Origin of the sequence: Paraburkholderia sp. LEh10 (genome assembly GCF_017814945.1) — a bacterium.
GTDB lineage: Bacteria > Pseudomonadota > Gammaproteobacteria > Burkholderiales > Burkholderiaceae > Paraburkholderia.
The window spans coordinates 12,692-30,486 of sequence record NZ_JAGIPX010000026.1 but is presented as its reverse complement, the minus strand read 5'-3'; the positions used below and the strand labels follow the sequence as shown (position 1 = coordinate 30,486).

18 protein-coding genes are annotated in these 17,795 nt (G+C 65.3%); 6 read left to right on the top strand and 12 right to left on the bottom strand.

Annotated elements, in window-relative coordinates; translation table 11 throughout:
* Nucleotides 1-74 precede the first annotated feature (74 nt).
* Complete coding sequence (locus tag J8I87_RS21810; protein ID WP_209933952.1) at nucleotides 75-1,388, bottom strand: sugar efflux transporter; 1,314 nt, start codon at nucleotides 1,386-1,388, stop codon at nucleotides 75-77.
* A 247-nt stretch (nucleotides 1,389-1,635) separates the two neighbouring features.
* Here J8I87_RS21810 and J8I87_RS21805 point away from each other — a divergent pair, with 247 nt between their 5' ends.
* The gene (locus tag J8I87_RS21805; protein WP_209933951.1) at nucleotides 1,636-2,169 is read left to right on the top strand and encodes a hypothetical protein; all 534 of its coding nucleotides are present in this window, start codon (nucleotides 1,636-1,638) and stop codon (nucleotides 2,167-2,169) included.
* Between the two features lie 4 nt (nucleotides 2,170-2,173).
* On the opposite strand, the gene J8I87_RS21800 is transcribed toward J8I87_RS21805, so the two are convergent.
* The 5 genes from J8I87_RS21800 to J8I87_RS21780 all read right to left on the bottom strand — a co-directional run bounded on the left by J8I87_RS21800 (nucleotide 2,174) and on the right by J8I87_RS21780 (nucleotide 5,525).
* Nucleotides 2,174-3,040 carry an LD-carboxypeptidase gene (locus J8I87_RS21800; protein WP_209933950.1) on the bottom strand — a complete coding sequence of 289 codons (867 nt, stop codon included), beginning with the start codon at nucleotides 3,038-3,040 and terminating at the stop codon, nucleotides 2,174-2,176.
* Nucleotides 3,037-3,564, bottom strand: a complete 528-nt coding sequence (locus J8I87_RS21795; protein WP_209933949.1) for an ankyrin repeat domain-containing protein — start codon at nucleotides 3,562-3,564, stop codon at nucleotides 3,037-3,039. The genes J8I87_RS21800 and J8I87_RS21795 overlap by 4 nt, the downstream gene beginning before the upstream one ends.
* Nucleotides 3,565-3,810: 246 nt before the next feature.
* Complete coding sequence (locus J8I87_RS21790; RefSeq protein ID WP_209933948.1) at nucleotides 3,811-4,275, bottom strand: hypothetical protein; 465 nt, start codon at nucleotides 4,273-4,275, stop codon at nucleotides 3,811-3,813.
* A 135-nt stretch (nucleotides 4,276-4,410) separates the two neighbouring features.
* The gene (locus J8I87_RS21785; protein WP_209933946.1) at nucleotides 4,411-4,938 is read right to left on the bottom strand and encodes a GNAT family N-acetyltransferase; all 528 of its coding nucleotides are present in this window, start codon (nucleotides 4,936-4,938) and stop codon (nucleotides 4,411-4,413) included.
* A complete protein-coding gene (locus J8I87_RS21780; RefSeq protein ID WP_209933943.1) occupies nucleotides 4,935-5,525 on the bottom strand; it encodes a helix-turn-helix domain-containing protein in 591 nt (196 codons plus the stop codon). Before J8I87_RS21780 ends, J8I87_RS21785 begins: the two co-directional genes overlap by 4 nt.
* A gap of 131 nt (nucleotides 5,526-5,656) precedes the next feature.
* Here J8I87_RS21780 and J8I87_RS21775 point away from each other — a divergent pair, with 131 nt between their 5' ends.
* A complete protein-coding gene (locus J8I87_RS21775) occupies nucleotides 5,657-8,158 on the top strand; it encodes a penicillin acylase family protein (protein WP_209933942.1) in 2,502 nt (833 codons plus the stop codon).
* Between the two features lie 33 nt (nucleotides 8,159-8,191).
* The gene (locus J8I87_RS21770) at nucleotides 8,192-8,560 is read left to right on the top strand and encodes a nucleotide pyrophosphohydrolase (RefSeq protein WP_209933941.1); all 369 of its coding nucleotides are present in this window, start codon (nucleotides 8,192-8,194) and stop codon (nucleotides 8,558-8,560) included.
* A gap of 119 nt (nucleotides 8,561-8,679) precedes the next feature.
* Here the strand turns inward: J8I87_RS21770 and J8I87_RS21765 are convergent, their stop codons facing one another.
* The 6 genes from J8I87_RS21765 to J8I87_RS21740 all read right to left on the bottom strand — a co-directional run bounded on the left by J8I87_RS21765 (nucleotide 8,680) and on the right by J8I87_RS21740 (nucleotide 13,336).
* Nucleotides 8,680-8,868 carry a hypothetical protein gene (locus J8I87_RS21765; protein WP_209933940.1) on the bottom strand — a complete coding sequence of 63 codons (189 nt, stop codon included), beginning with the start codon at nucleotides 8,866-8,868 and terminating at the stop codon, nucleotides 8,680-8,682.
* Between the two features lie 272 nt (nucleotides 8,869-9,140).
* Nucleotides 9,141-9,725, bottom strand: coding sequence for a YceI family protein (locus J8I87_RS21760; protein ID WP_209933938.1), 585 nt, complete (start codon nucleotides 9,723-9,725; stop codon nucleotides 9,141-9,143).
* Nucleotides 9,726-9,761: 36 nt separating this feature from the next.
* On the bottom strand, nucleotides 9,762-10,325 hold the full coding sequence (locus tag J8I87_RS21755; RefSeq protein ID WP_209933937.1) for a YceI family protein: 564 nt from the start codon (nucleotides 10,323-10,325) through the stop codon (nucleotides 9,762-9,764).
* Between the two features lie 43 nt (nucleotides 10,326-10,368).
* Entirely contained in the window at nucleotides 10,369-10,938 is a 570-nt protein-coding gene (locus tag J8I87_RS21750) for a cytochrome b (protein WP_209933936.1), read from the bottom strand.
* Between the two features lie 360 nt (nucleotides 10,939-11,298).
* Complete coding sequence (locus tag J8I87_RS21745; protein ID WP_209933935.1) at nucleotides 11,299-11,910, bottom strand: hypothetical protein; 612 nt, start codon at nucleotides 11,908-11,910, stop codon at nucleotides 11,299-11,301.
* A gap of 31 nt (nucleotides 11,911-11,941) precedes the next feature.
* Complete coding sequence (locus tag J8I87_RS21740; protein ID WP_209933934.1) at nucleotides 11,942-13,336, bottom strand: selenium-binding family protein; 1,395 nt, start codon at nucleotides 13,334-13,336, stop codon at nucleotides 11,942-11,944.
* 277 nt (nucleotides 13,337-13,613) lie between these two features.
* Between J8I87_RS21740 and J8I87_RS21735 the strand changes: the two genes are divergently transcribed.
* The 3 genes from J8I87_RS21735 (at nucleotide 13,614) to J8I87_RS21725 (ending at nucleotide 17,772) form a co-directional block, all read left to right on the top strand.
* Entirely contained in the window at nucleotides 13,614-14,432 is an 819-nt protein-coding gene (locus J8I87_RS21735) for a helix-turn-helix transcriptional regulator (RefSeq protein WP_209933933.1), read from the top strand.
* A gap of 194 nt (nucleotides 14,433-14,626) precedes the next feature.
* Complete coding sequence (gene hpaX, locus J8I87_RS21730; protein ID WP_209933931.1) at nucleotides 14,627-16,018, top strand: 4-hydroxyphenylacetate permease; 1,392 nt, start codon at nucleotides 14,627-14,629, stop codon at nucleotides 16,016-16,018.
* Nucleotides 16,019-16,077: 59 nt separating this feature from the next.
* Nucleotides 16,078-17,772 carry an FAD-dependent oxidoreductase gene (locus J8I87_RS21725; RefSeq protein WP_209933930.1) on the top strand — a complete coding sequence of 565 codons (1,695 nt, stop codon included), beginning with the start codon at nucleotides 16,078-16,080 and terminating at the stop codon, nucleotides 17,770-17,772.
* Nucleotides 17,773-17,795 lie beyond the last annotated feature (23 nt).

The window sequence follows — 17,795 nt, the reverse complement described above, 5'->3', positions numbered from 1 at the left end:
AGGCGGCGCATCGTCGCATCGCAGCATGGCCGCGTGAATTCGTCAGGCGAGGTCCTTCATGCTGTCGCCGCGCCTCACTGCACGGGATGCCGCCAATCTTCCCACCCGTCGCGCAAGCGCAGCGCGATACGCTTCCACGGCGGATCGGCGAACAGAATGAGCGCGCCCAGCGCGAGGCACCCGCACACGAGAAACGTCCCGCGATAGCCGAGTCCCGCGACCAGCACGCCCGACAGCACGCCCGACAGGATCGAGCCGACCCGCGACGCGTTGAAGAACAACGCAGTCGCCGCACCGGGCGAACGCGGCATCAGGTTCTGCATATACGTCATGCCGAGACACGACGTCACGGCTACGACGAACGCGTTGAACGCCTGCATCGGAATCAGCACATTGATCGTGCCCGCTGCCGCGACGGCCACGAAATACACGACATGCACGGCCGCGCAGGCAGCGAGCCAGTTCAGCTTGTTGAGCGTCGAGCCGCGCGCGCCGAGCGCGAGCATCATCGGAATTTCGAGGAATGCGCCAAGGCCCAGCATGATCGACACGTCGAGCCGCGTGCCCTTCAGCCCATGCACGACGTAAAGCGGCAACACGATCATCGTCGCGTTCGCCGCAAGGCCGATCAACGTCAGCGCGACGACGGAACGCCAGATCTGCCGCTGCGTGCCGGGAGCAGGGCGCGGCGTGCGAGGCGGCGCGGGCGGCGGCGGTTCGGCGGGTTCGGTGACGGTCGTTACTTCGAGGGATGATGCCGGGTCGCCGGCATAGTGCGCCGGTGCGCTGTGCGGATCGCCCGCTGGCGATTCGCGGATGCGCCACACGATCGCGCCGCATGCGGCAAAGCACGCGGCGGCGAACAGAAAGAGACCATAAAAGCCAGCCGCCGCGAGCACGAGCGCGCCGACCGACGGGCCGAACACCCACGCCATCGACAACACCGTGCGCAACGTCGCCAGCGCGAACGCGCGTTCCGCCTCGTCGCGCACGGGCAGCGCGGCGCGCGCGAATGAAAACACCATCGACATCGCCGAGCCGCCCGCGCCGAGAAACGCGACGCCGATCACGAGCAGCGTCGTATAGTTGCGCACGAAACAAAGCAGCAGAAAGCCAAGCGATGCCGCGATCAGCGCGGCGAGCAGCAAGCCGCGGTGATGTCCGTGCCGGTCGGACCACTTGCCTGCCCACGCGCTCGCCACCACACCGCTTGCGGCGATCAGCGTCATGAAGAGACCGAGCCGCAAAGGCGTCATGCCCGCCTGCTCGACGCCGAACAGCGACAGATACGGCGCGGTGAACGACATCGCGATGCCCAGCATCAGTGTCGCGCCCGCAAGCGGCATGAAGGAATGGATGCGCGTGAGACTGCTGAAGCGGGAGTTCATCGAGAGCGCGTGTTCGAACTGTGGGATGCGTGCGCGAGTGACGAACACGGCACGGAGGAGGCATTGTCGAACGCAAAGCGCATCGTGCGCAACGCCCGTTTCGTCACGTTATGCAAAGAATGCGCGAAGCATTTGCGGCAAGCCGAGAGGCCCGCCCGTCGTCAAGGAGATGCGCTGCGCAGCCGCGCGAAGCGGCTAGACTGAGGGGCTCGTTGCACCCCTGCATATACCTGTCGATAAAAGACCGATGGCAAATCTCAAAGACCCGATCGAATCTTACATATTGGCGAAGGACGGCAACCGTCCACATCTTCTGGCAGATGCGTTCGCACACGATGCTTCGCTGGCCATGAACGTGAAGACGGCCGCCATTGCGTTTCCGCGCGAAACGCACGGACGCGATGCGATTGCTTCCGTATTGGTGAGCGGCTTCGCCCAGCAGTACGAGAATGTTTATACGTTCTGCGTCGGCGAGGTGCCTCGCGAAGGACAGCGCGAGTTTGCCTGCAACTGGCTCGTCTGCATGACGGAAAAGGCGACGGGCGCGGCGCGTGCCGGTTATGGCCGCTACGACTGGACGGGCGATGCGCAAGCGCGGCGCGTGACCCGGCTGCAGATCACGATCGAAGATATGGCGACGCTCCCGAGAGAAACCGCCGCGAGCATATTGGATTGGGCGAGGCGCCTGCCGTATCCGTGGTGCGATCGCGACGCGTTAAGAGCAGGCGTGCCTGACGTCGATGCCGTGCAGCGTGCTGTCGGCCAACTCTCGAGCACCTGACGCGCTAGCGAACCAGTTGATCGCCGTCGAGCGCCGCGTGCGCACCGTACGTCCACGCATGATTGCGCGTGCCGTGACCGATCGGAAAACCGGCGTAGATCGGCACGTCGTACGGCTTGAGCACATCGACGAGCATGTCGTGCAGCGTGAAGTCCGCGTTGTCGGGCAGCGGACAGCGGATGAAATCGCCGAGCACGAACGCACGGGCGCCGTCGAACACACCCGCTTCGCGCAACTGCATGATGCTGCGGTCGATGCGATAGGCAAGCTCCGTCACGTCTTCGAGCAGCACGATCGCGCCTTCGCAGCGCGCCTGCCATTGCGTGCCGGCAAGACTCGCGAGCACCGTGATGTTGCCACCCGCAAGCCGTCCTTCGACGCGCGGCGTGCCTTCGCCATACAGGCGTTGCAACGGCACGGGCGCGGCGCGCTCTTCGCGCAGCTCGGCGAGCACGCTTGCGCGCGAAGCGTCGTCGTGTCTGGTCGCGAGGCCGTTCAATGTCGGACCGTGAATCACGCGCACATTGGTCAGGCGATGAAGCGCGCCGAATAGCGCAGTCGCATCCGAAAAACCCACCAGCGTTTTCGCGCACGGCACGGCGTCCGGCACGGCATGCAGGCAATAGACACTGCCGTAACCGCCGCGCGCGACCCACACGATATCGACGGAAGGATCGGTCAACGCACGGTGCAGATCGGCGGCGCGGTCTTCGTGCTTGCCCGCGTGATAGCGATAGCGGTCACGCACGTGCGCGCCGACCCGCACGCGCAGCCCCCAGCTTTCGAGCAGCGCGATGCTGCGCTCGACATGCTCCATGTCGGGCACGCCTGCCGGCGCGACGACGGCGACCGTCTTGCCATCGAGCTTCATGCGCCCGCCTTCTTCGCCAGCAGCGCGGCCGTGTCGGGCGCGCCCATGCGGCTCGCGGCATCGGCGGGCGACACGCCGTTCGCATCGCGCGCATTCGGATCGGCGCCGTGCGCGAGCAGCAGTTCGACCATCCCGGTGCGGTTGAACATCGCGGCGATCATCAGCGCGGTGCGTCCATCGGGCGATGCGCCCTCGACATCCGCGCCATGCGCGAGCAACGTTTGAACGACGTCCTTGAAACCCTTGAATGCCGCGCCCGCGATGGGCGTCTGTCCGTTGTCGTTGCGCAGGTTCGGGTCCGCGCCGCGTTCGAGCAGCACGCGCACGGCGTCCGCGTGACCGTGATAGGCCGCAAGCATCACGAGGCTGTCGCCTTTCTCGTTGCGCAGATTCGGCGGCGCGCCTTTCTCGATGACGGCGGCCAGCACGTTCGCTTCGCCGCGCCTCGCAGCGTCGAAAATTTCGCGCGCCACTTCGAGCAGTTCAGGATCGATGTCTTCGGCGCTGCGCTTGTCGTTTGTCATGAAGCCTCTCCGCCGCGCCCACGCTGGATGGTCGCTGTGATGGTCCCGCCGCAAACGCGGCGCATCGGATAACAGAGGATACAGGCAATGGATGTTTGATGCCGTCGTTGCCTTGCTCGCTCATCGCATGCGGATGAACCTGCGTCAGGCCGGGCCGCAGGTGCGAGCGCAGTTGCGAGCGCAGTTGCGTCCGTGAGCGCAGTGAAAGCGCAATGGTGAGAATTTTCGGGAGCCTGGCGGGTCGCGTCATGCCTGCTTGCGCAGGGTCGGCTCGGCGGACCCGTTTGCCAGGATACGGTCGAGGCGGGCGCTCGCGTCCGTCAGCGCGCTGAGCGGCGCGCGCTGCAACTGCGCATCGTAGGTGCTGACGATGTGCGCGAACATTTCGATGTGCGCGTCGTCCAGACGCCAATCGTCGCTCGCGCGGCCGCGCTCGAAGGTCACGGCCAGCGCCTGATCGGCGATGCGCAACTGCTCGTACGTCATTTCACCGTAGCCGAGGTCGCACAGGAAGCCGGTCAGCAGCATCGTCTGCGTGAGGGTCTGCGCGGCGCTCAGGCTGCCTGCGCCTCGCCGCAGCGCATCGAGCGCGATATGCACGGGCAGGATCAGTTCGGCCGCCGTGCTGCGCGGGATCGGCAGCAACAAAGCCTTCGCCTGCCGCGCGCGCGCCGCCTGATTGCTGCCGGGAAACGGAATGGTCTTGGCCATGTCGCCTGCAAGTTAGTGGGAGTGCACTAGCGATAACGGCGCGTGACGGAAAAGATTGAGGGCTGATTTTCCAAAACCGCAAACGTTTGTCGAAGGCTTTTTTTGCCGTCTGTGATTCCCGGTGTGTAGGCTGCGCTACAGCTGCTTGTAGTAAAACGTCGTTCCGCACAACGATCCGTCGGGCATCAGCGCATATTTCGGCACGTCGCCGACGCGCTGCCAGCCCTCGCGTTCGTATAGACGCTCGGCATCTCCTCCCGTCACAGTGTCGAGGACCAGCACGGTCTTGCCTTCGTCGCGCGCCGCGTCGTCGGCGGCGGCCATCAGTTGCTGCGCGACGCCCCGCCGGCGCGCGCCGCGATGCACCAGCATCTTCGCGAGATCGGCGCGATGCGGCTGGTTGTCGGACTGCGCGAGCACCAGCTGAACCGTGCCGACGATGCGCCCGTCGGCGTCCTCCGCGACGAGCAGCGCGCGCTCGCCGCGTTCGACGCCGTGCGCGACCATTTTCCAGAACGCGACGGCCTTGTCGCGTGCGAGCGGCCACATGAAGCTGACGGAGGCGCCGCCCGCGACGCAATCGATCAGCACGTCGGCGAGCCCGTCTACGCACGCTGCGGCGTCCTGCGCGGCGACGCGCCGCACGCGGATCCGTTCGGTCATGGGTTTCTCCTCATCGGTGAGGCGGGCAGCGTCGAGAGCGCCACCAGATAGCGCGCCGGCTTGCGCGTGGGATTGCGGAACACGGTCGGGCAGTCGACGCGCATCGCCACGCAGTCGCCCGCTTCGAGCCGCCAGTGGGCGCCGCCCGCCGTGATCTCCATTGCGCCTTCGATCAGCCAGATCTGCTGATGGATCTCCGCCTCGCGCGCGCCCGTCTCGTAGGCGACACGCTGCCCGGCGGGAAAGTGAACCTCCACTAACTGGATCGGCGATGGGAGCGGCGGCGACAGATTGCGCCGCGTGTAGCCCGACGCGGGATCCGTCCACACCGCTTGCGTGGCTGCGCGCGCGAGCGGCGAGGGCGCTTCGGCGGGCGGCGCGGGCGCTTCGAACAGCGACGCGAGCGCGACGCCCAGCGCGGTGGCGAGCTTGTCGAGCACGGTGGCCGTCGGACTGCTCTGTGCGCGTTCGATCAGCGAAATGTTCGAGCGGCTCACGCCGCTGCGCTCGGCGAGTGCTTCGAGCGACAGGCCGTGGCCGTCGCGCAGTTCGCGCACGCGGCGCGCGATCAACGAATTGATGTCCATGTGTCCATCATAATGGAACAAAATTCCAGCATGCTGGACGAGCGAGGTTTCGCCGATCGTATGGGATAGTGCAAATGGGTTCGTGCACAATGCCCAGACGCCTCGACTCCCGAACAACAGCGATCTGAACGATGAGCCGTCGACCCGCCGCGTCAAGTCAGCCGTCCAACCGATCGATCGGCAAAACCATCGGCATCGCCGCGCTCGTGCTGGCGGGGCTCGCCATTGCGCTGCTGGCGGCGGCGCTGCTCGGCGGCTGGCTGCTGCTGCGCGGCAGCCTCGCGCAACTCGACGGCACGCAGCACGTGCCTTCGCTGTCGTCGGCGGTGACGATCGAGCGCGACGCGCTCGGCGTGCCGACCATCCACGGCGGGTCGAGAGTCGATGTCGCGTTTGCGACGGGCTTTCTGCACGCGCAAGACCGCTTCTTTCAGATGGACCTGCTCAGGCGCGTCGCGGCGGGCGAAGTGTCCGCGCTGATCGGCCCGAATGCGCTCGACCTCGACCGGCGCAACCGCCTGCAGCGATTTCGCGCCCGCGCGCACGCGATCTTCGCGGCGATGCCCGAAGACCAGCGGCAACTCATCGAGCGATATGCGGCCGGCGTCAATGCCGGACTCGCCGCGCTTTCGTCGCGGCCGTTCGAGTACTGGATGCTGCGCACGCAACCCGAGGCGTGGCGGCCCGAGGACTCGTTGCTGGCGGTCTATGCGATGTACTTCGATCTTCAGTCGTTCGAGACGCGCCGCATCCTCGCGCGCGCCGTATTGCGCGACCGCGTGCCCGCCGATCTGTACGCGTTCCTGGTGCCCGCCGCGAGCCACTGGGACGCACCGTTCGATAGCGCATCGACGCCTCCCGTCGAGCCATCGCGCATTCCCGCGACGCGGCCCGACTGGCTGTCGGCGGCGAATTCCGTCAGCGCCGGGCGCAAGCCGCACGAGGGCGCGGACGCGGCGGAGGAATCGGCGGTCGGCAGCAACGGCTGGGTCGTGGACGGCGCGCACAGCGCGCACGGCGGCGCGATTCTCGCGAGCGACATGCACCTCGGGCTGTCGCTGCCGAACATCTGGTATCGCGTCTCGCTGGCGTGGCCCGCCGCCGATGGCCAGCCGACGCACGCGCTGACGGGCGTGAGCCTGCCGGGCACGCCGCTGGTGATTGCGGGCAGCAACGGCAAGATCGCATGGAGCTTCACGAACAGCTACGGGCGCTATATCGATCTGATCGAGCTGCACCGCAATCCCGCCGACCCGTTGCAATACCGCACGCCCGATGGCACATGGGCGCGCGCGGCCGTTTTTCACGAACGCATCGACGTGAAGGGCGGCGCGAGCGTCGATCTGCCCGTGGCCGAGACGCGCTGGGGGCCGGGATTGATGGTCGGCTCGCGAGCCTATGCGCTGAGATGGGTCGCGCACGATCGCGAGGCCGTGAATCTGAATCTGCAGAAGCTCGAAGACGCGCGAACGATCGACGAAGCACTCCGCGCCGCGCAATCCAGCGGGATCCCGACGCAGAACATCATGGTCGCCGACTCGCGCGGCAAGATCGGCTGGACCTTGGCGGGTCCGCTGCCGCAGCGCGATCCGGGCGACGCACAAACGGGACCGGACAGCGACACGCCGTACGACTCCAACACGTACAAAGGCTGGCAGCGATATCTGCCGCCCGCGTCGTATCCGAAGCGGATCGACCCGCCGCTCGGCCGCTTGTGGACGGCGAACAATCGCGTCGTGATGTCGAGTGAGACCGCGCTGATCGGCGACGCGGGCGCCGACCTCGGCGCGCGCGCCTCGCAGATTCGCGACGACCTGCTTGCCGCGCCGAGCCCCGACGAGAGCGCGATGCTGTCGATCCAGACGGACGACCGCGCACAATGGATCGACGTATGGCGGCGCGTCGCGCTCGAAGCGCTCGATGCCGCCGCGCTCGAAGGACATCCGCAGCGCGCGGCGTTCCGGCAGCAGCTGCTCGCGTGGAACGGTCGCGCGGATGCCGATGCCGTAGGCTATCGCCTGACGCGGATGTTCTTTTTTTCGCTGTACGACGCGTGGTTCGGCAGGCTCGATGCCGATATCGCGGGCGCGATGCCGGGCGGCGGCAGCGGCGGTATTGCGCCGCTCGGTTTGCGCGTCGCGAACTCGCGCTATGAAGCCGTCATGGAGACGCTCGCCGAACATCATGCCTGGGTGCCGGACGGCTCCACGAACTGGCGCGCGTTCATGCTCGATCGCATCGACCATTCGATCGAGCAGTTGCCCGCGACGACATCCGTCGACGACGCGCGCTGGGGAGACCGCAACCGTGCGGCGATCGAGCATCCGTTCGCGCGCCTCGTGCCGCCGTGGCTGCCGTGGGTGCGCGGCTGGCTCGGCGCGCAGCATGATCCGTTGCCCGGCGACATCAACATGCCGCGCGTGCAGACGCCGAACTTCGGCGCGTCGGAGCGGATGATCGTGTCGCCGGGGCGCGAGCAGCGCGGCATCTTCGAAATGCCGGGCGGGCAGTCGGGGCATCCGCTGTCGCCGTTCTTTCTCGCGGGCCACCAGGCATGGGTGCGCGGCGAGAAGACTTCGTTTTTGCCGGGCGCGCCTGTGCATCGGTTGACACTCGGCCATGCGGCGCAATGATCGCTATATTGATGATTTTCGTGGAGTGTCCGAATGGAGAAGGAACGGAACAGCGATCTCGTCGCGGTGCGCGATCTGCTGCGGCAGTTCGTCAGCGAGCGTGACTGGTCGCGCTTTCATTCGCCGAAGAATCTCGCCACCGCGTTGAGCGTCGAGGCGAGTGAACTGCTGGAGCCGTTTCAATGGCTGGAGTCGGGCGAAAAAGGCGAACTCGCGGACGACAAGCTCACGGCCATCCGTCATGAAATGGCCGACGTGCTCGCGTATCTGGTGATGCTTGCCGATCGGCTCGACGTCGATCTGTATCGGGCGGTGCTCGAAAAGATCGATCTGAATCGCGCGAAGTACCCGGTGCATAAGGTGCGCGGCGATTCGCGAAAATACTCGGAGTACGACGAGTAGCGCTTCTTTCGCGTGGTTCACGCGGGCTCGACATCTTCCGCGAAGAAGCGCCTGCGCGCGTGCTCGTCGCTCGGATTGTCGGGGCCGCGGCCCTGAAGGCATGCATGCGCTGGACGGCTTTACGGCGACGGCGGATGCAGGCGGCCATCGTCGCCGAGAACGAGGCCCTGCCAGGTCGCGGGCTTGCCGGACAACTCCCAGGCGGCGATCTGCTGCGGCGTTCTGCCGATGCCGCCGCGTACGCTCGCGAGCGCGGCGTGGTCGAGTACTTCGCTCATCGGCAGGTCTTTGATGGTCAGCGTATTCATCGTAGTGCTCCTTGGGCGGCGAGGCCGCTTTGCTCGCGGGCTCGACCGATCAAACGCACGGTCCATGCCAGGCAAGCGGAGCGCGTCGCGGCGGGACGCCGCGTGTCGCACTGATGGATGCGCACCGACGACTGCGCGCCGTCTGTCGGCGCAGAACCCTCTACGCGGCGCAGATGCGGGCGCCTGCGCGATCAGGGCGATTAAGCGATGTGAGCACACAAAAAAGCCGCCCGAGGGCGGCTTGCGCGGATCACCAGCGATTCGCAAAGGACTTACTGCTTGATGCCTTCCGTCTGGATGTTCAACACGGTCTTCGTGCTGAAGCCGTAGGACTTGCCCCAGTCCATGCCGAAGTCCGCGCGGTCGAACGTCGCCGTCGATTCCGAGCCGCACACTTCGCGCTTGAGCATCGGGTTGACGAAGCACTTGAACGACTCGATCTTCAGGTTCAGCGGCTTCGTCACGCCATGCAGCGTCAGCGTGCCGATCACTTCGACAGGCGTGTCGCCGTCGAAGCGGATCTGCGTGCCCTTGTACATGGCCGTCGGGTACTTCGCCACATCGAAGAACTCGGGCGTTTGCAGGTGCTTGTCGAGCTTGTCGTTGCCTGTGTCGATCGACGCCGTATCGATGGTCACGTCGACGGTGCCCGTCTTCGCAGCGCGGTCGATCGTCACCGTGCCGTTGCTCGACTTCTTGAACTTGCCGCGCCATGTCGAGATGCCGCCGAAGTGATCGGCTTCGAAGCTCGGGTACGTGTGGCCCGGATCGAGCTGATAGGTGTCGGCGGCGGCCATCGCATTGAACGACATGCCCGCGATCAGCGCGCCCGCTGCGATCAACAGTTGTTTCTTCACGTTATTCTCCTGAATAGATGAGTGTGCCCCGCGCGCTCAATGCTTTGCGGCGACGATGTGAAACTTGATGACGACGTCGTCCGCCACCACCGTGGTGTCTTTCCATTCGCCCGTGCCGACGTCGTACTGCGTGCGTTTGATGGGCAGCGAGCCGTCGAACGTCTGCGTCGCGCCTTGCTGCGTGATCGCGACGGGCACCGTGATGACCTGCGACTTGCCTTTGATCGTCAGCTTGCCGGTAACCTTGTACTGATTGCCGCCGGCGGGCGCGATCGCTGTCGAGACAAACGTCGCCTTCGGGAACGTCGCGCTGTCGAACCATTCCTTGCCGCGCACCTGCTTGTTGTACTCGGGGTCGCCGAGGTCGTAGCTGCCCGTATCGATCGACAGGTTCGCGCTGCCCGCCGTGGGCTTCGCAGGGTCGAACGTCAGTTGCGCGGTGAAGGCCTTGAACGCGCCGTCGACGGGCACGTTCATCTGCTTCGACGTTGCGACAACCGTGCTCTTGCTCGTGTCCACTTGCGCGAAGGCGGGCAGTGCGGCGGCGAACAGGGCAGCCGTGACGGTCGCCAGCGCCCGGCGATAAACGATGTTCTTCATGGTCGTGAATGGGTGGAGCGCAAAACGCGCTGAATGAGCGGGTTCATTTGAGGAAAGGGATCATTCGTGCCAGCAGTCCGTCGCGCTCGACGAACTGATGCTTGAGCGCCGCCAGCACATGCATCGCGAACAGTGCGAGCAGCGTGTAGTTCAGCGCGACATGCGCGATGCGCAGCGCGGCCTTCAGCGCGTGGTCGGGGCCGATGATGGTGGGCAGCGGCAGCACGCCGAGATACACGACCTGCACGCCTGCCGCGGAGCTGAAGAAGTAGCCCGTGAGCGGAATGGCGAGCATCAGCACATAGAGCAGCGCGTGCGTCGCGTGTGCCGCGGCCCGTTGCCACGCGGGCATCGGGGCGGGCATCGGCGGCGCTTCATGCGTCGCGCGCCATACGATGCGCAGCACCGCGAGCGCGAATATCGTCACGCCGATCCACTTGTGCCAGGAGACGTATTTGAGCTTGGTCGGCGTGAAGCCCGGAATGTCCGTCATGATCCAGCCGAGATAGAAGCCGCAGATCATCAGCAGCGCGATCAGCCAATGCAGCGCAATAGCCGTGCGGCTGTAGCGCTGTGTCTTGCCTGCGCGTGGAGATGAAGCGTGGGACGTCATAAGCAGTCGCGTGTTTCTGATTGAATGCGAATAGTAGAGAGCCAATTCGCCAGTGAATAGCCGGACAAAGAAGAACACTTCGTTGCTCAGGTATGGCTAATGACCCGCTGATCGGCGCTGCGAACGGGTCGAATCGGCACACTTGTGCGCCGGGACGCGCCGCGCGGCTCGCGCGAGATCCGACCGTCACGCCAGGATGGGGCGGCCAATGGTGAGGCGGCTTGCCGTCGATGTGCTCACGGATGCGCTTGAGGTGAGACGATCCGGGAGCCGCGGAACGGTGAGTTGCCGCGTAACCCGCGCAGCACTGTCGTGAAAGGTGAGGCTATTCGGGAGCTCGTGCGAATGGTGCGGCGCCGGTTAACCGGTGACGATCAGCAGCGCGCCCGTGACAATCAGCGCGCCGCACCACAGCCAGTCGAAATTGATCCAGCCACGGCGCAGCATGCCGAGCCCCAGGTACTGATAGGCAGCGAGCGCGATTGCGCCTGCCGTCGCGAGCGTCACGACGGTATGCACGGCCGTGACCTGGCCGACCGATTCGAGCGACGCGCCGACGGGCATTCCCGCGCCGCACAGCGGCAGCAGCGCGGGCAACAACATCAGGCCCGCGCCATGCATCGTCGCCATCGCCGCCGACCATACCGCGAGTCCGACGAAGCCCGCCGTCATGCCGATGCGCACGCGTTGCCGGTGGCCGTAGAAATGGTGATATCCGGCCCATGCGATCAGCAGCGCGCCCATGAACGCGCGCAAATGCTCAGTGTGCGTGAAGAGCCCGAGCGCGACGGCCGACGTCGTGACGAACGCCACGGAGACGGCATGCCCGAGCGCGAGCGGCGGCAACGCCATCAGCAGCGCCTTGCGGCTGCGATGCTGAAGCCCGAGCGCCGCCGCGAACAGCCAGCCCATCGCGGGATTCACGCCATGAAAAATGCCGCTGCCGATCACCGTTGCCCATACGCCGTTCATCGCGCCTGCCTTTGCCCGTGCGTTTGCGTCGTCACGGGTAGCAATACGAATCCGACGACGCATCGCCGCCTTCGAGCCGTATCTGATGCGGACGGTGCGACTTCGGCCAATCGACGAAGAAGTCGTTCGTTGCCGACAGGCCGCCGTTCTTGTCCGTATCGAGCCTGACCATCCAGCCGTCGAGCCCCTCCGTGTAGAACTGTTCGTCGATCGCGCCATACAGAGAGTTCGTGAAGTACACGCGGCTGCCGTCGCGGCTCACTTCGACCATCTGCGGGCCGCCGTTCAGCGGACGTCCGCTTGCCGCCGGATGCGTCGCGCGCGCCGCAATGCCGCCGACGCGCACCGTGCCCGTCAGTTCGGGCTTCATCGGGTCGGAGACGTCGTATTGCCGGAGGTCGCCCGTGCCCCAGCACGACACGTAGAGGAAGCGATCGTCGAGCGACAGCGCGATATCCGTGACGAGCGGCGGCACCGCGCCGAAGCCCTTGAGCATCGGCGGGAGCACGGCGGCGTCGGCGGGCTCGGCGGGAATCTCGATCACCTTGCGCGCGGCCCATTCGCCGCCATCGCGATACCACGTCCAGATCGACGCCGACAAATCCTTGAGGCTGATCACCGAGTTGACGAAGCCGTAGGCCCGGGTGGGGTCGTGCGCTGGGCGCAGCTCGAACACGAGCTGGTTCTCCGCGCCGAAATCGACCATCTGCTTGTGCTTGCGCGTGTTCATGTCCCAGAAGTGCAGCCGGTGCCCGTACTGGCCGCCGAGCAGCACTTCGGGCACGAGCCCGTTTTCGAAGGTCGCGGGCAGGCCCCATTCGCTCGTCACGACGGTGTCGTAGCCGAGATGCCACCAGCCGTCGTACGACAGCTCCTGCGGGCCGCGATCGATTTCCCATTGGCCGCGAATATCGAACGTTTCGTGGTCCATCAGGAAGATGCCGCCAGGCGCTTCCCCTTGCGCGTTCGCAAGCGACACCACATAGATGCCCGCCGGTCCGCAGTGAACCGTATGCGGCCGCGTATAGCCCGCTTTCTGCGCGACTTCGTCGGGTTCGAGCACGCGCACGATCTGCGGCTTCCGCTTGTCGGGCTTCGTATCGAGAATATGGAGGCGCGACGAACGCAATCCGGGCACGACGAGATAGCGGCGCTCCGTATGCGGATGCGGCGCGTTCGGACACAGGCACGAACTGCACGCGTTCCAGCCGAAGTGATGCAGCTCGTCGCCCGTATTGGGCATCGGCACGCGGCTGACGATACGCCCGTACTCAGCCGAGCCGGGATCGACATCGACGACGGCGAGCTCGTCGGGCGTTTCGCGCGACGGATCGAAGCTCGCCACGTATGCGACGGTCTCCTTCGGCGCGCCTGCGGCCATGCGGGCGGAAGGATAGAAGGTCGGATCGGGTTTCCATGTCGCCATATCTCAGTCTCCGAAGATGTTGCGATGCGGCACGCGGTTCGCCCGCGCCATCGACTACGACGCTGCGTGCGTGTGAGGTTTCAATGTAGGCAATTTCGAAGCTTTGTGCGGGACGGTTCATCGCGACGGGGATGATTTCCTTCACGCATCGAACGCCAGGGGACGCGATTGCAGCGGTATGGCCGCAACAGCGCCGCCAGTCCATGCGCGAGCGCCGGGCAGATTAAAATGATGCGGTTCCTCCGTTTTTCTCGCCGCTTCAGGCCGCAATCCGATCATGCGTTCATGGCGTCTCGACCGTCCCGCTTCGCAAGGGCAGCTGGATCTCAGCCGCGCGACGGGGCTCGTGTCGTCGATCGGCAGCGAGGACTCGAATGCGCTCGCCGCCGAGGTGCTGAAGCTGCTCGGCGACATCGGCGCGATTTCTCAATGCACGATCTTCGCGTACGAATTCGGCAACCGGCCGCGCACGGTGTCGGTGGCCGATCATCGCGGCGGGCGCTTTCTGCGCGACGTCGCCGACACGTACGCGCGCCACTTCTATGCGCTCGACGGCAACCAGAAGATCGTCTCGTCGGCGCGCAGCGAGAAGCCCGGCTCGACACTCGTGTTGCACCAGCAGACGAGCGACGACATCCTCCACGAAGCGTATCGCGCCGCGTGCTATCAGCAGCCGAACGTGTCGGACCGCGTGTCGCTGCTCGTGCAGCCGACCCCGGATATCTGGCTCTCCGTGAACCTCTACCGCGACCGCCGCTTCGGCAACTACCATCCGCGCGAAATCGCGTTAATCGAAGCGATGGCGCCGCTGATCGCACACGCGGCGAAACATCACTATGCGATTTGCGGCCAGCGCGACATGGCGATCTCGCACCTGATGCTTGCGCGCGTGCGCGGCCTTTGCCCCGAACTGTCGAAGCGCGAACTCGATGTGCTGACGGGCGTGCTCGAAGGACGCACCGCGCAGGAGATCGGCGACACGATGGGCATCAAGGCGACGAGCGTCGTCACGTATCAGAAGCGCGCGTTCCGGCGGCTCGGCATTTCGAGCCAGCGGCAGTTGTTCGCGCTGTGCATCGGGCCCGGCAAGGCTTGACGCTTTACCGGTTACGGCAGACCTATCCGCGTTTTCCCCAGGCCTTCCGGGGCGCCCGCTTGTACCCAAAATGAGGACAGGCGGCGCAATGCCGCCCTCCATACTGCGACGCATCGCCATGCGCCGATCGACGGCGCGTCGAAGCGATTGCACCGGACCGCGTCCGGGATAGCGTCAACATCGGAGACATCAGTATGGAATCGACCTCGCGAGCGGGTGCACTGCATTCGAGCCCTGCAACGACCGCGCCGCAAGCGAACGAGCAGCCCGTGATTGCGAAAGTGTCGCGGCACTTGCTGTGGTTTCTGTTCGTGCTGTTCTTCTTCTCGTTTCTCGACCGCATCAACATCGGCTTCGCCGGCCTGACGATGATGAAGGACCTGGGACTCACCAGCACGCAGTTCGGCCTTGCGACCACACTGTTCTACGTCGCATACATCGCGTGCGGCATTCCGGGCAACATCGTGCTGGCGCGCATTGGCGCGCGCAGGTGGATCGGCACGATCATGATCGCGTGGGGGCTTGCGTCGACGGCGACGATGTTCGCGACGAGCCCCGGCACGCTGTATGTGTTGCGCGTGCTGGTCGGCGTGACGGAAGCGGGCTTTTTGCCGGGCATTCTGCTGTATCTGACGTACTGGTTTCCGGCCGCGTACCGTGCGCGCGCCAACGCGCTCTTCATGATCGCGATGCCCGTGACGGCCGCTGTCGGTTCGGCGCTGTCGGGCTTCATTCTCGGACTCGACGGCGCGCTCGGCCTGAAGGGCTGGCAGTGGCTCTTTCTGCTCGAAGGCTTGCCGTCGGCGATTCTCGGCCTCGTGGTCTACGCGTATCTCGACGACAGCCCGCAACGCGCAGGCTGGCTCGACGCGGAAGAAAAGCGCACGCTGGCGGCGACGCTTGCCGCCGAGCATCGGCAAGACGTGACGGCGGACGCGTCAACTTCGCATCCGTCGCCAACGTCACAAGCGCACGGCGGCAAGAGCATCGCCCGTGAGCTGCTGTCGCCCGTAGTGGTGAAGTTTGCGATTGCGTACTTCTGCCTCGTGAATACGCTCGCGATGGTTGCCGTCTGGACACCGCTGATCGTGAAGAGCTTCAGCGCCGATGCGAGCAATCGGACGATCGGCCTGCTCGCGGCGATTCCGCAGGTCTGCACGATCGTCGCGATGATCTGGTGGGGACGCCGCTCGGACCGCAGGCAGGAGCGCAAATGGCACCTGATGCTGCCGATGCTGTTCTCCGCCGCCGGCTGGTTGTGCACTGCATATTCGGCGAACCCCGCGTTGCGCATGCTCGGCGTGTGCCTCGCATCGGCGGGCTCGTACACGGCGATGTCGATCTTCTGGACGGCGCCCGATCACGCACTGAGCTTTCGCGCCCGCGCGATCGGCATTGCCGTCATCAACGCGACGGGCAATATCAGTTCGGCGCTCAATCCGCTCATTGTCGGCTGGTTGAAGGACGCGACACGCAGCTTTTCCGCCGGGCTGCTGTATTCGGCGGCGCTGCTCGTGATCGGCGTGCTCGTCGTGATGATGTTGCCGATGGATAAACGTGATGCGCCGCGTGCGCGCATTGCCTGACGGTCGCGCCAGCGTTAGTTAATAAAGGTCGCTTGAAGGGTTCGAATCAGGAGCATTGGATGAACAAGGAATTCAAACCATATCCGTTCACCGCGAAGCAATACGCGGCGCATCTGCCGCAATTGAAGCAAGGCACGGACGTGAAGCGCCACGCGGTGACGATCGTCGGCGGCGGGCCGGTCGGGCTGGCCGTTGCACTCGGTCTCGCGAATCATGGCGTGCCATCGGTGCTGATCGAAGCGGACGACTCCGTTTGCTACGGCAGCCGCGCGATCTGCATTTCGCGCCGCAGCCTGGAGATCATCGAGCGCCTGGGCGCCGTCGATGGCTTCCTGAAGACGGGCCTGCCGTGGACGGGCGGACGCAGCTTCTATCGCGACACGGAAGTGCTGCACTTCACGATGCCGCAGGACGAAAACCAGAAGCTGCCGCCGATGGTGAATCTCGCGCAATATCACATCGAGCAGTTTCTGCTCGACGCTGCTGAAAAGCGCGCCGAACTGATCGATATCCGCTGGCAAACGCGCGTGAAGTCGATCGACTCGCGCGACGATGGCGCAACGCTGCAGCTGTCCACGGCGGACGGCGACTACGCACTCGATACCGACTGGGTGGTCGCGTGCGACGGCGGGCGCAGCACGATACGCGAAGCGCTCGGCTTGCAGTTGCAGGGCACGAGCTACGAAGGGCGCTATGTGATCGTCGATATCGAGCTCGACAGTGATCGTCCGACGGAACGCCTTGCGTATTTCGATCCGTCGTCGAATCCGGGTTCGACCGTGCTCGTGCACAAGCAGCCCGACAACGTGTGGCGCATCGACTATCAGTTGCGCGACGGCGAAGACGCCGAGCAGGCCGTGAAGCCCGAGAACGTGATGCCGCGCGTGCAGAGCCTGCTCGACATGATGGGCGAGAAGGGCGCGTGGTCGCCGATCTGGATCACGATCTACAAGGCCAACGCGCTGACGCTCGACCGTTACCGGCACAACCGCGTGATGTTCGCGGGCGATGCCGCGCATCTGGTGCCGATCTTCGGCGTGCGCGGCGCGAACTCGGGCATCGACGACGCGGATAACATCGCGTGGAAGCTCGCGTTCGTCGTGAAGGGGCTGGCGTCGGAGAAATTGCTCGACAGCTATTCAGATGAACGCGTCGCCGCCACTCACGAGAATCTGAGCTACGGCACGAAGAGCACCGAGTTCATGGCGCCGCCTTCTTTCGCATTCGACTTGATGCGCAAGGCCGTGTTGAGTCTTGCTGTGAAGCATCCGGGCGTGCGTTCGTTGATCAATCCGCGGCAGACGTCCGCGATTACCTACGCGCGCTCACCGCTGAACATTCCCGATGGCGATGCGTTCGTTGCGGGGCCCGTGCCTGGCGCGGTGCTCGCCGAGTATCCCGTGACGATCGCCGAAGGCGGACATGCGCGCGAAGCGCACCTGACCGATCTCGTTCGCCCGCGCTTTACCGCGCTGTGCTTCAGCGACGCAGGCGACGTCCCAGCCGGGTTCCGTGCGCTCGCACAGACGCTGCGCGAGCGCGGCGTGCCTTTCGGGATCGTGCCCGTGAGCGCGCGCCTGAATCCGCAAACGGGCAGCGTGCACGCGTGGGATCACACGGGGCGTCTGTTCGAGCGTTATGACGCGAAGCCGGGCACGGTGTATCTGGTGCGCCCCGATGGTCACGTGCTGGGCCGCTGGCGCGACGCGAGTGCCGCCGATCTCGAAGCGGCTATCACCCGCGCGCTTTCTTGATGAACGGTTTGAACGAATGGAGA

Coding starts and splice junctions, on each gene's coding strand:
- J8I87_RS21770 (WP_209933941.1), top strand. CDS start 8,192: ATGGAGAAGGAACGGAACAGCGATCTCGTCGCGGTGCGCGATCTGCTG.
- J8I87_RS21745 (WP_209933935.1), bottom strand. CDS start 11,910: ATGAACGGCGTATGGGCAACGGTGATCGGCAGCGGCATTTTTCATGGC.
- J8I87_RS21735 (WP_209933933.1), top strand. CDS start 13,614: ATGCGTTCATGGCGTCTCGACCGTCCCGCTTCGCAAGGGCAGCTGGAT.
- J8I87_RS21795 (WP_209933949.1), bottom strand. CDS start 3,564: ATGACAAACGACAAGCGCAGCGCCGAAGACATCGATCCTGAACTGCTC.
- J8I87_RS21810 (WP_209933952.1), bottom strand. CDS start 1,388: ATGAACTCCCGCTTCAGCAGTCTCACGCGCATCCATTCCTTCATGCCG.
- hpaX (WP_209933931.1), top strand. CDS start 14,627: ATGGAATCGACCTCGCGAGCGGGTGCACTGCATTCGAGCCCTGCAACG.
- J8I87_RS21800 (WP_209933950.1), bottom strand. CDS start 3,040: ATGAAGCTCGATGGCAAGACGGTCGCCGTCGTCGCGCCGGCAGGCGTG.
- J8I87_RS21740 (WP_209933934.1), bottom strand. CDS start 13,336: ATGGCGACATGGAAACCCGATCCGACCTTCTATCCTTCCGCCCGCATG.
- J8I87_RS21750 (WP_209933936.1), bottom strand. CDS start 10,938: ATGACGTCCCACGCTTCATCTCCACGCGCAGGCAAGACACAGCGCTAC.
- J8I87_RS21785 (WP_209933946.1), bottom strand. CDS start 4,938: ATGACCGAACGGATCCGCGTGCGGCGCGTCGCCGCGCAGGACGCCGCA.
- J8I87_RS21775 (WP_209933942.1), top strand. CDS start 5,657: ATGAGCCGTCGACCCGCCGCGTCAAGTCAGCCGTCCAACCGATCGATC.
- J8I87_RS21790 (WP_209933948.1), bottom strand. CDS start 4,275: ATGGCCAAGACCATTCCGTTTCCCGGCAGCAATCAGGCGGCGCGCGCG.
- J8I87_RS21780 (WP_209933943.1), bottom strand. CDS start 5,525: ATGGACATCAATTCGTTGATCGCGCGCCGCGTGCGCGAACTGCGCGAC.
- J8I87_RS21765 (WP_209933940.1), bottom strand. CDS start 8,868: ATGAATACGCTGACCATCAAAGACCTGCCGATGAGCGAAGTACTCGAC.
- J8I87_RS21725 (WP_209933930.1), top strand. CDS start 16,078: ATGAACAAGGAATTCAAACCATATCCGTTCACCGCGAAGCAATACGCG.
- J8I87_RS21755 (WP_209933937.1), bottom strand. CDS start 10,325: ATGAAGAACATCGTTTATCGCCGGGCGCTGGCGACCGTCACGGCTGCC.
- J8I87_RS21805 (WP_209933951.1), top strand. CDS start 1,636: ATGGCAAATCTCAAAGACCCGATCGAATCTTACATATTGGCGAAGGAC.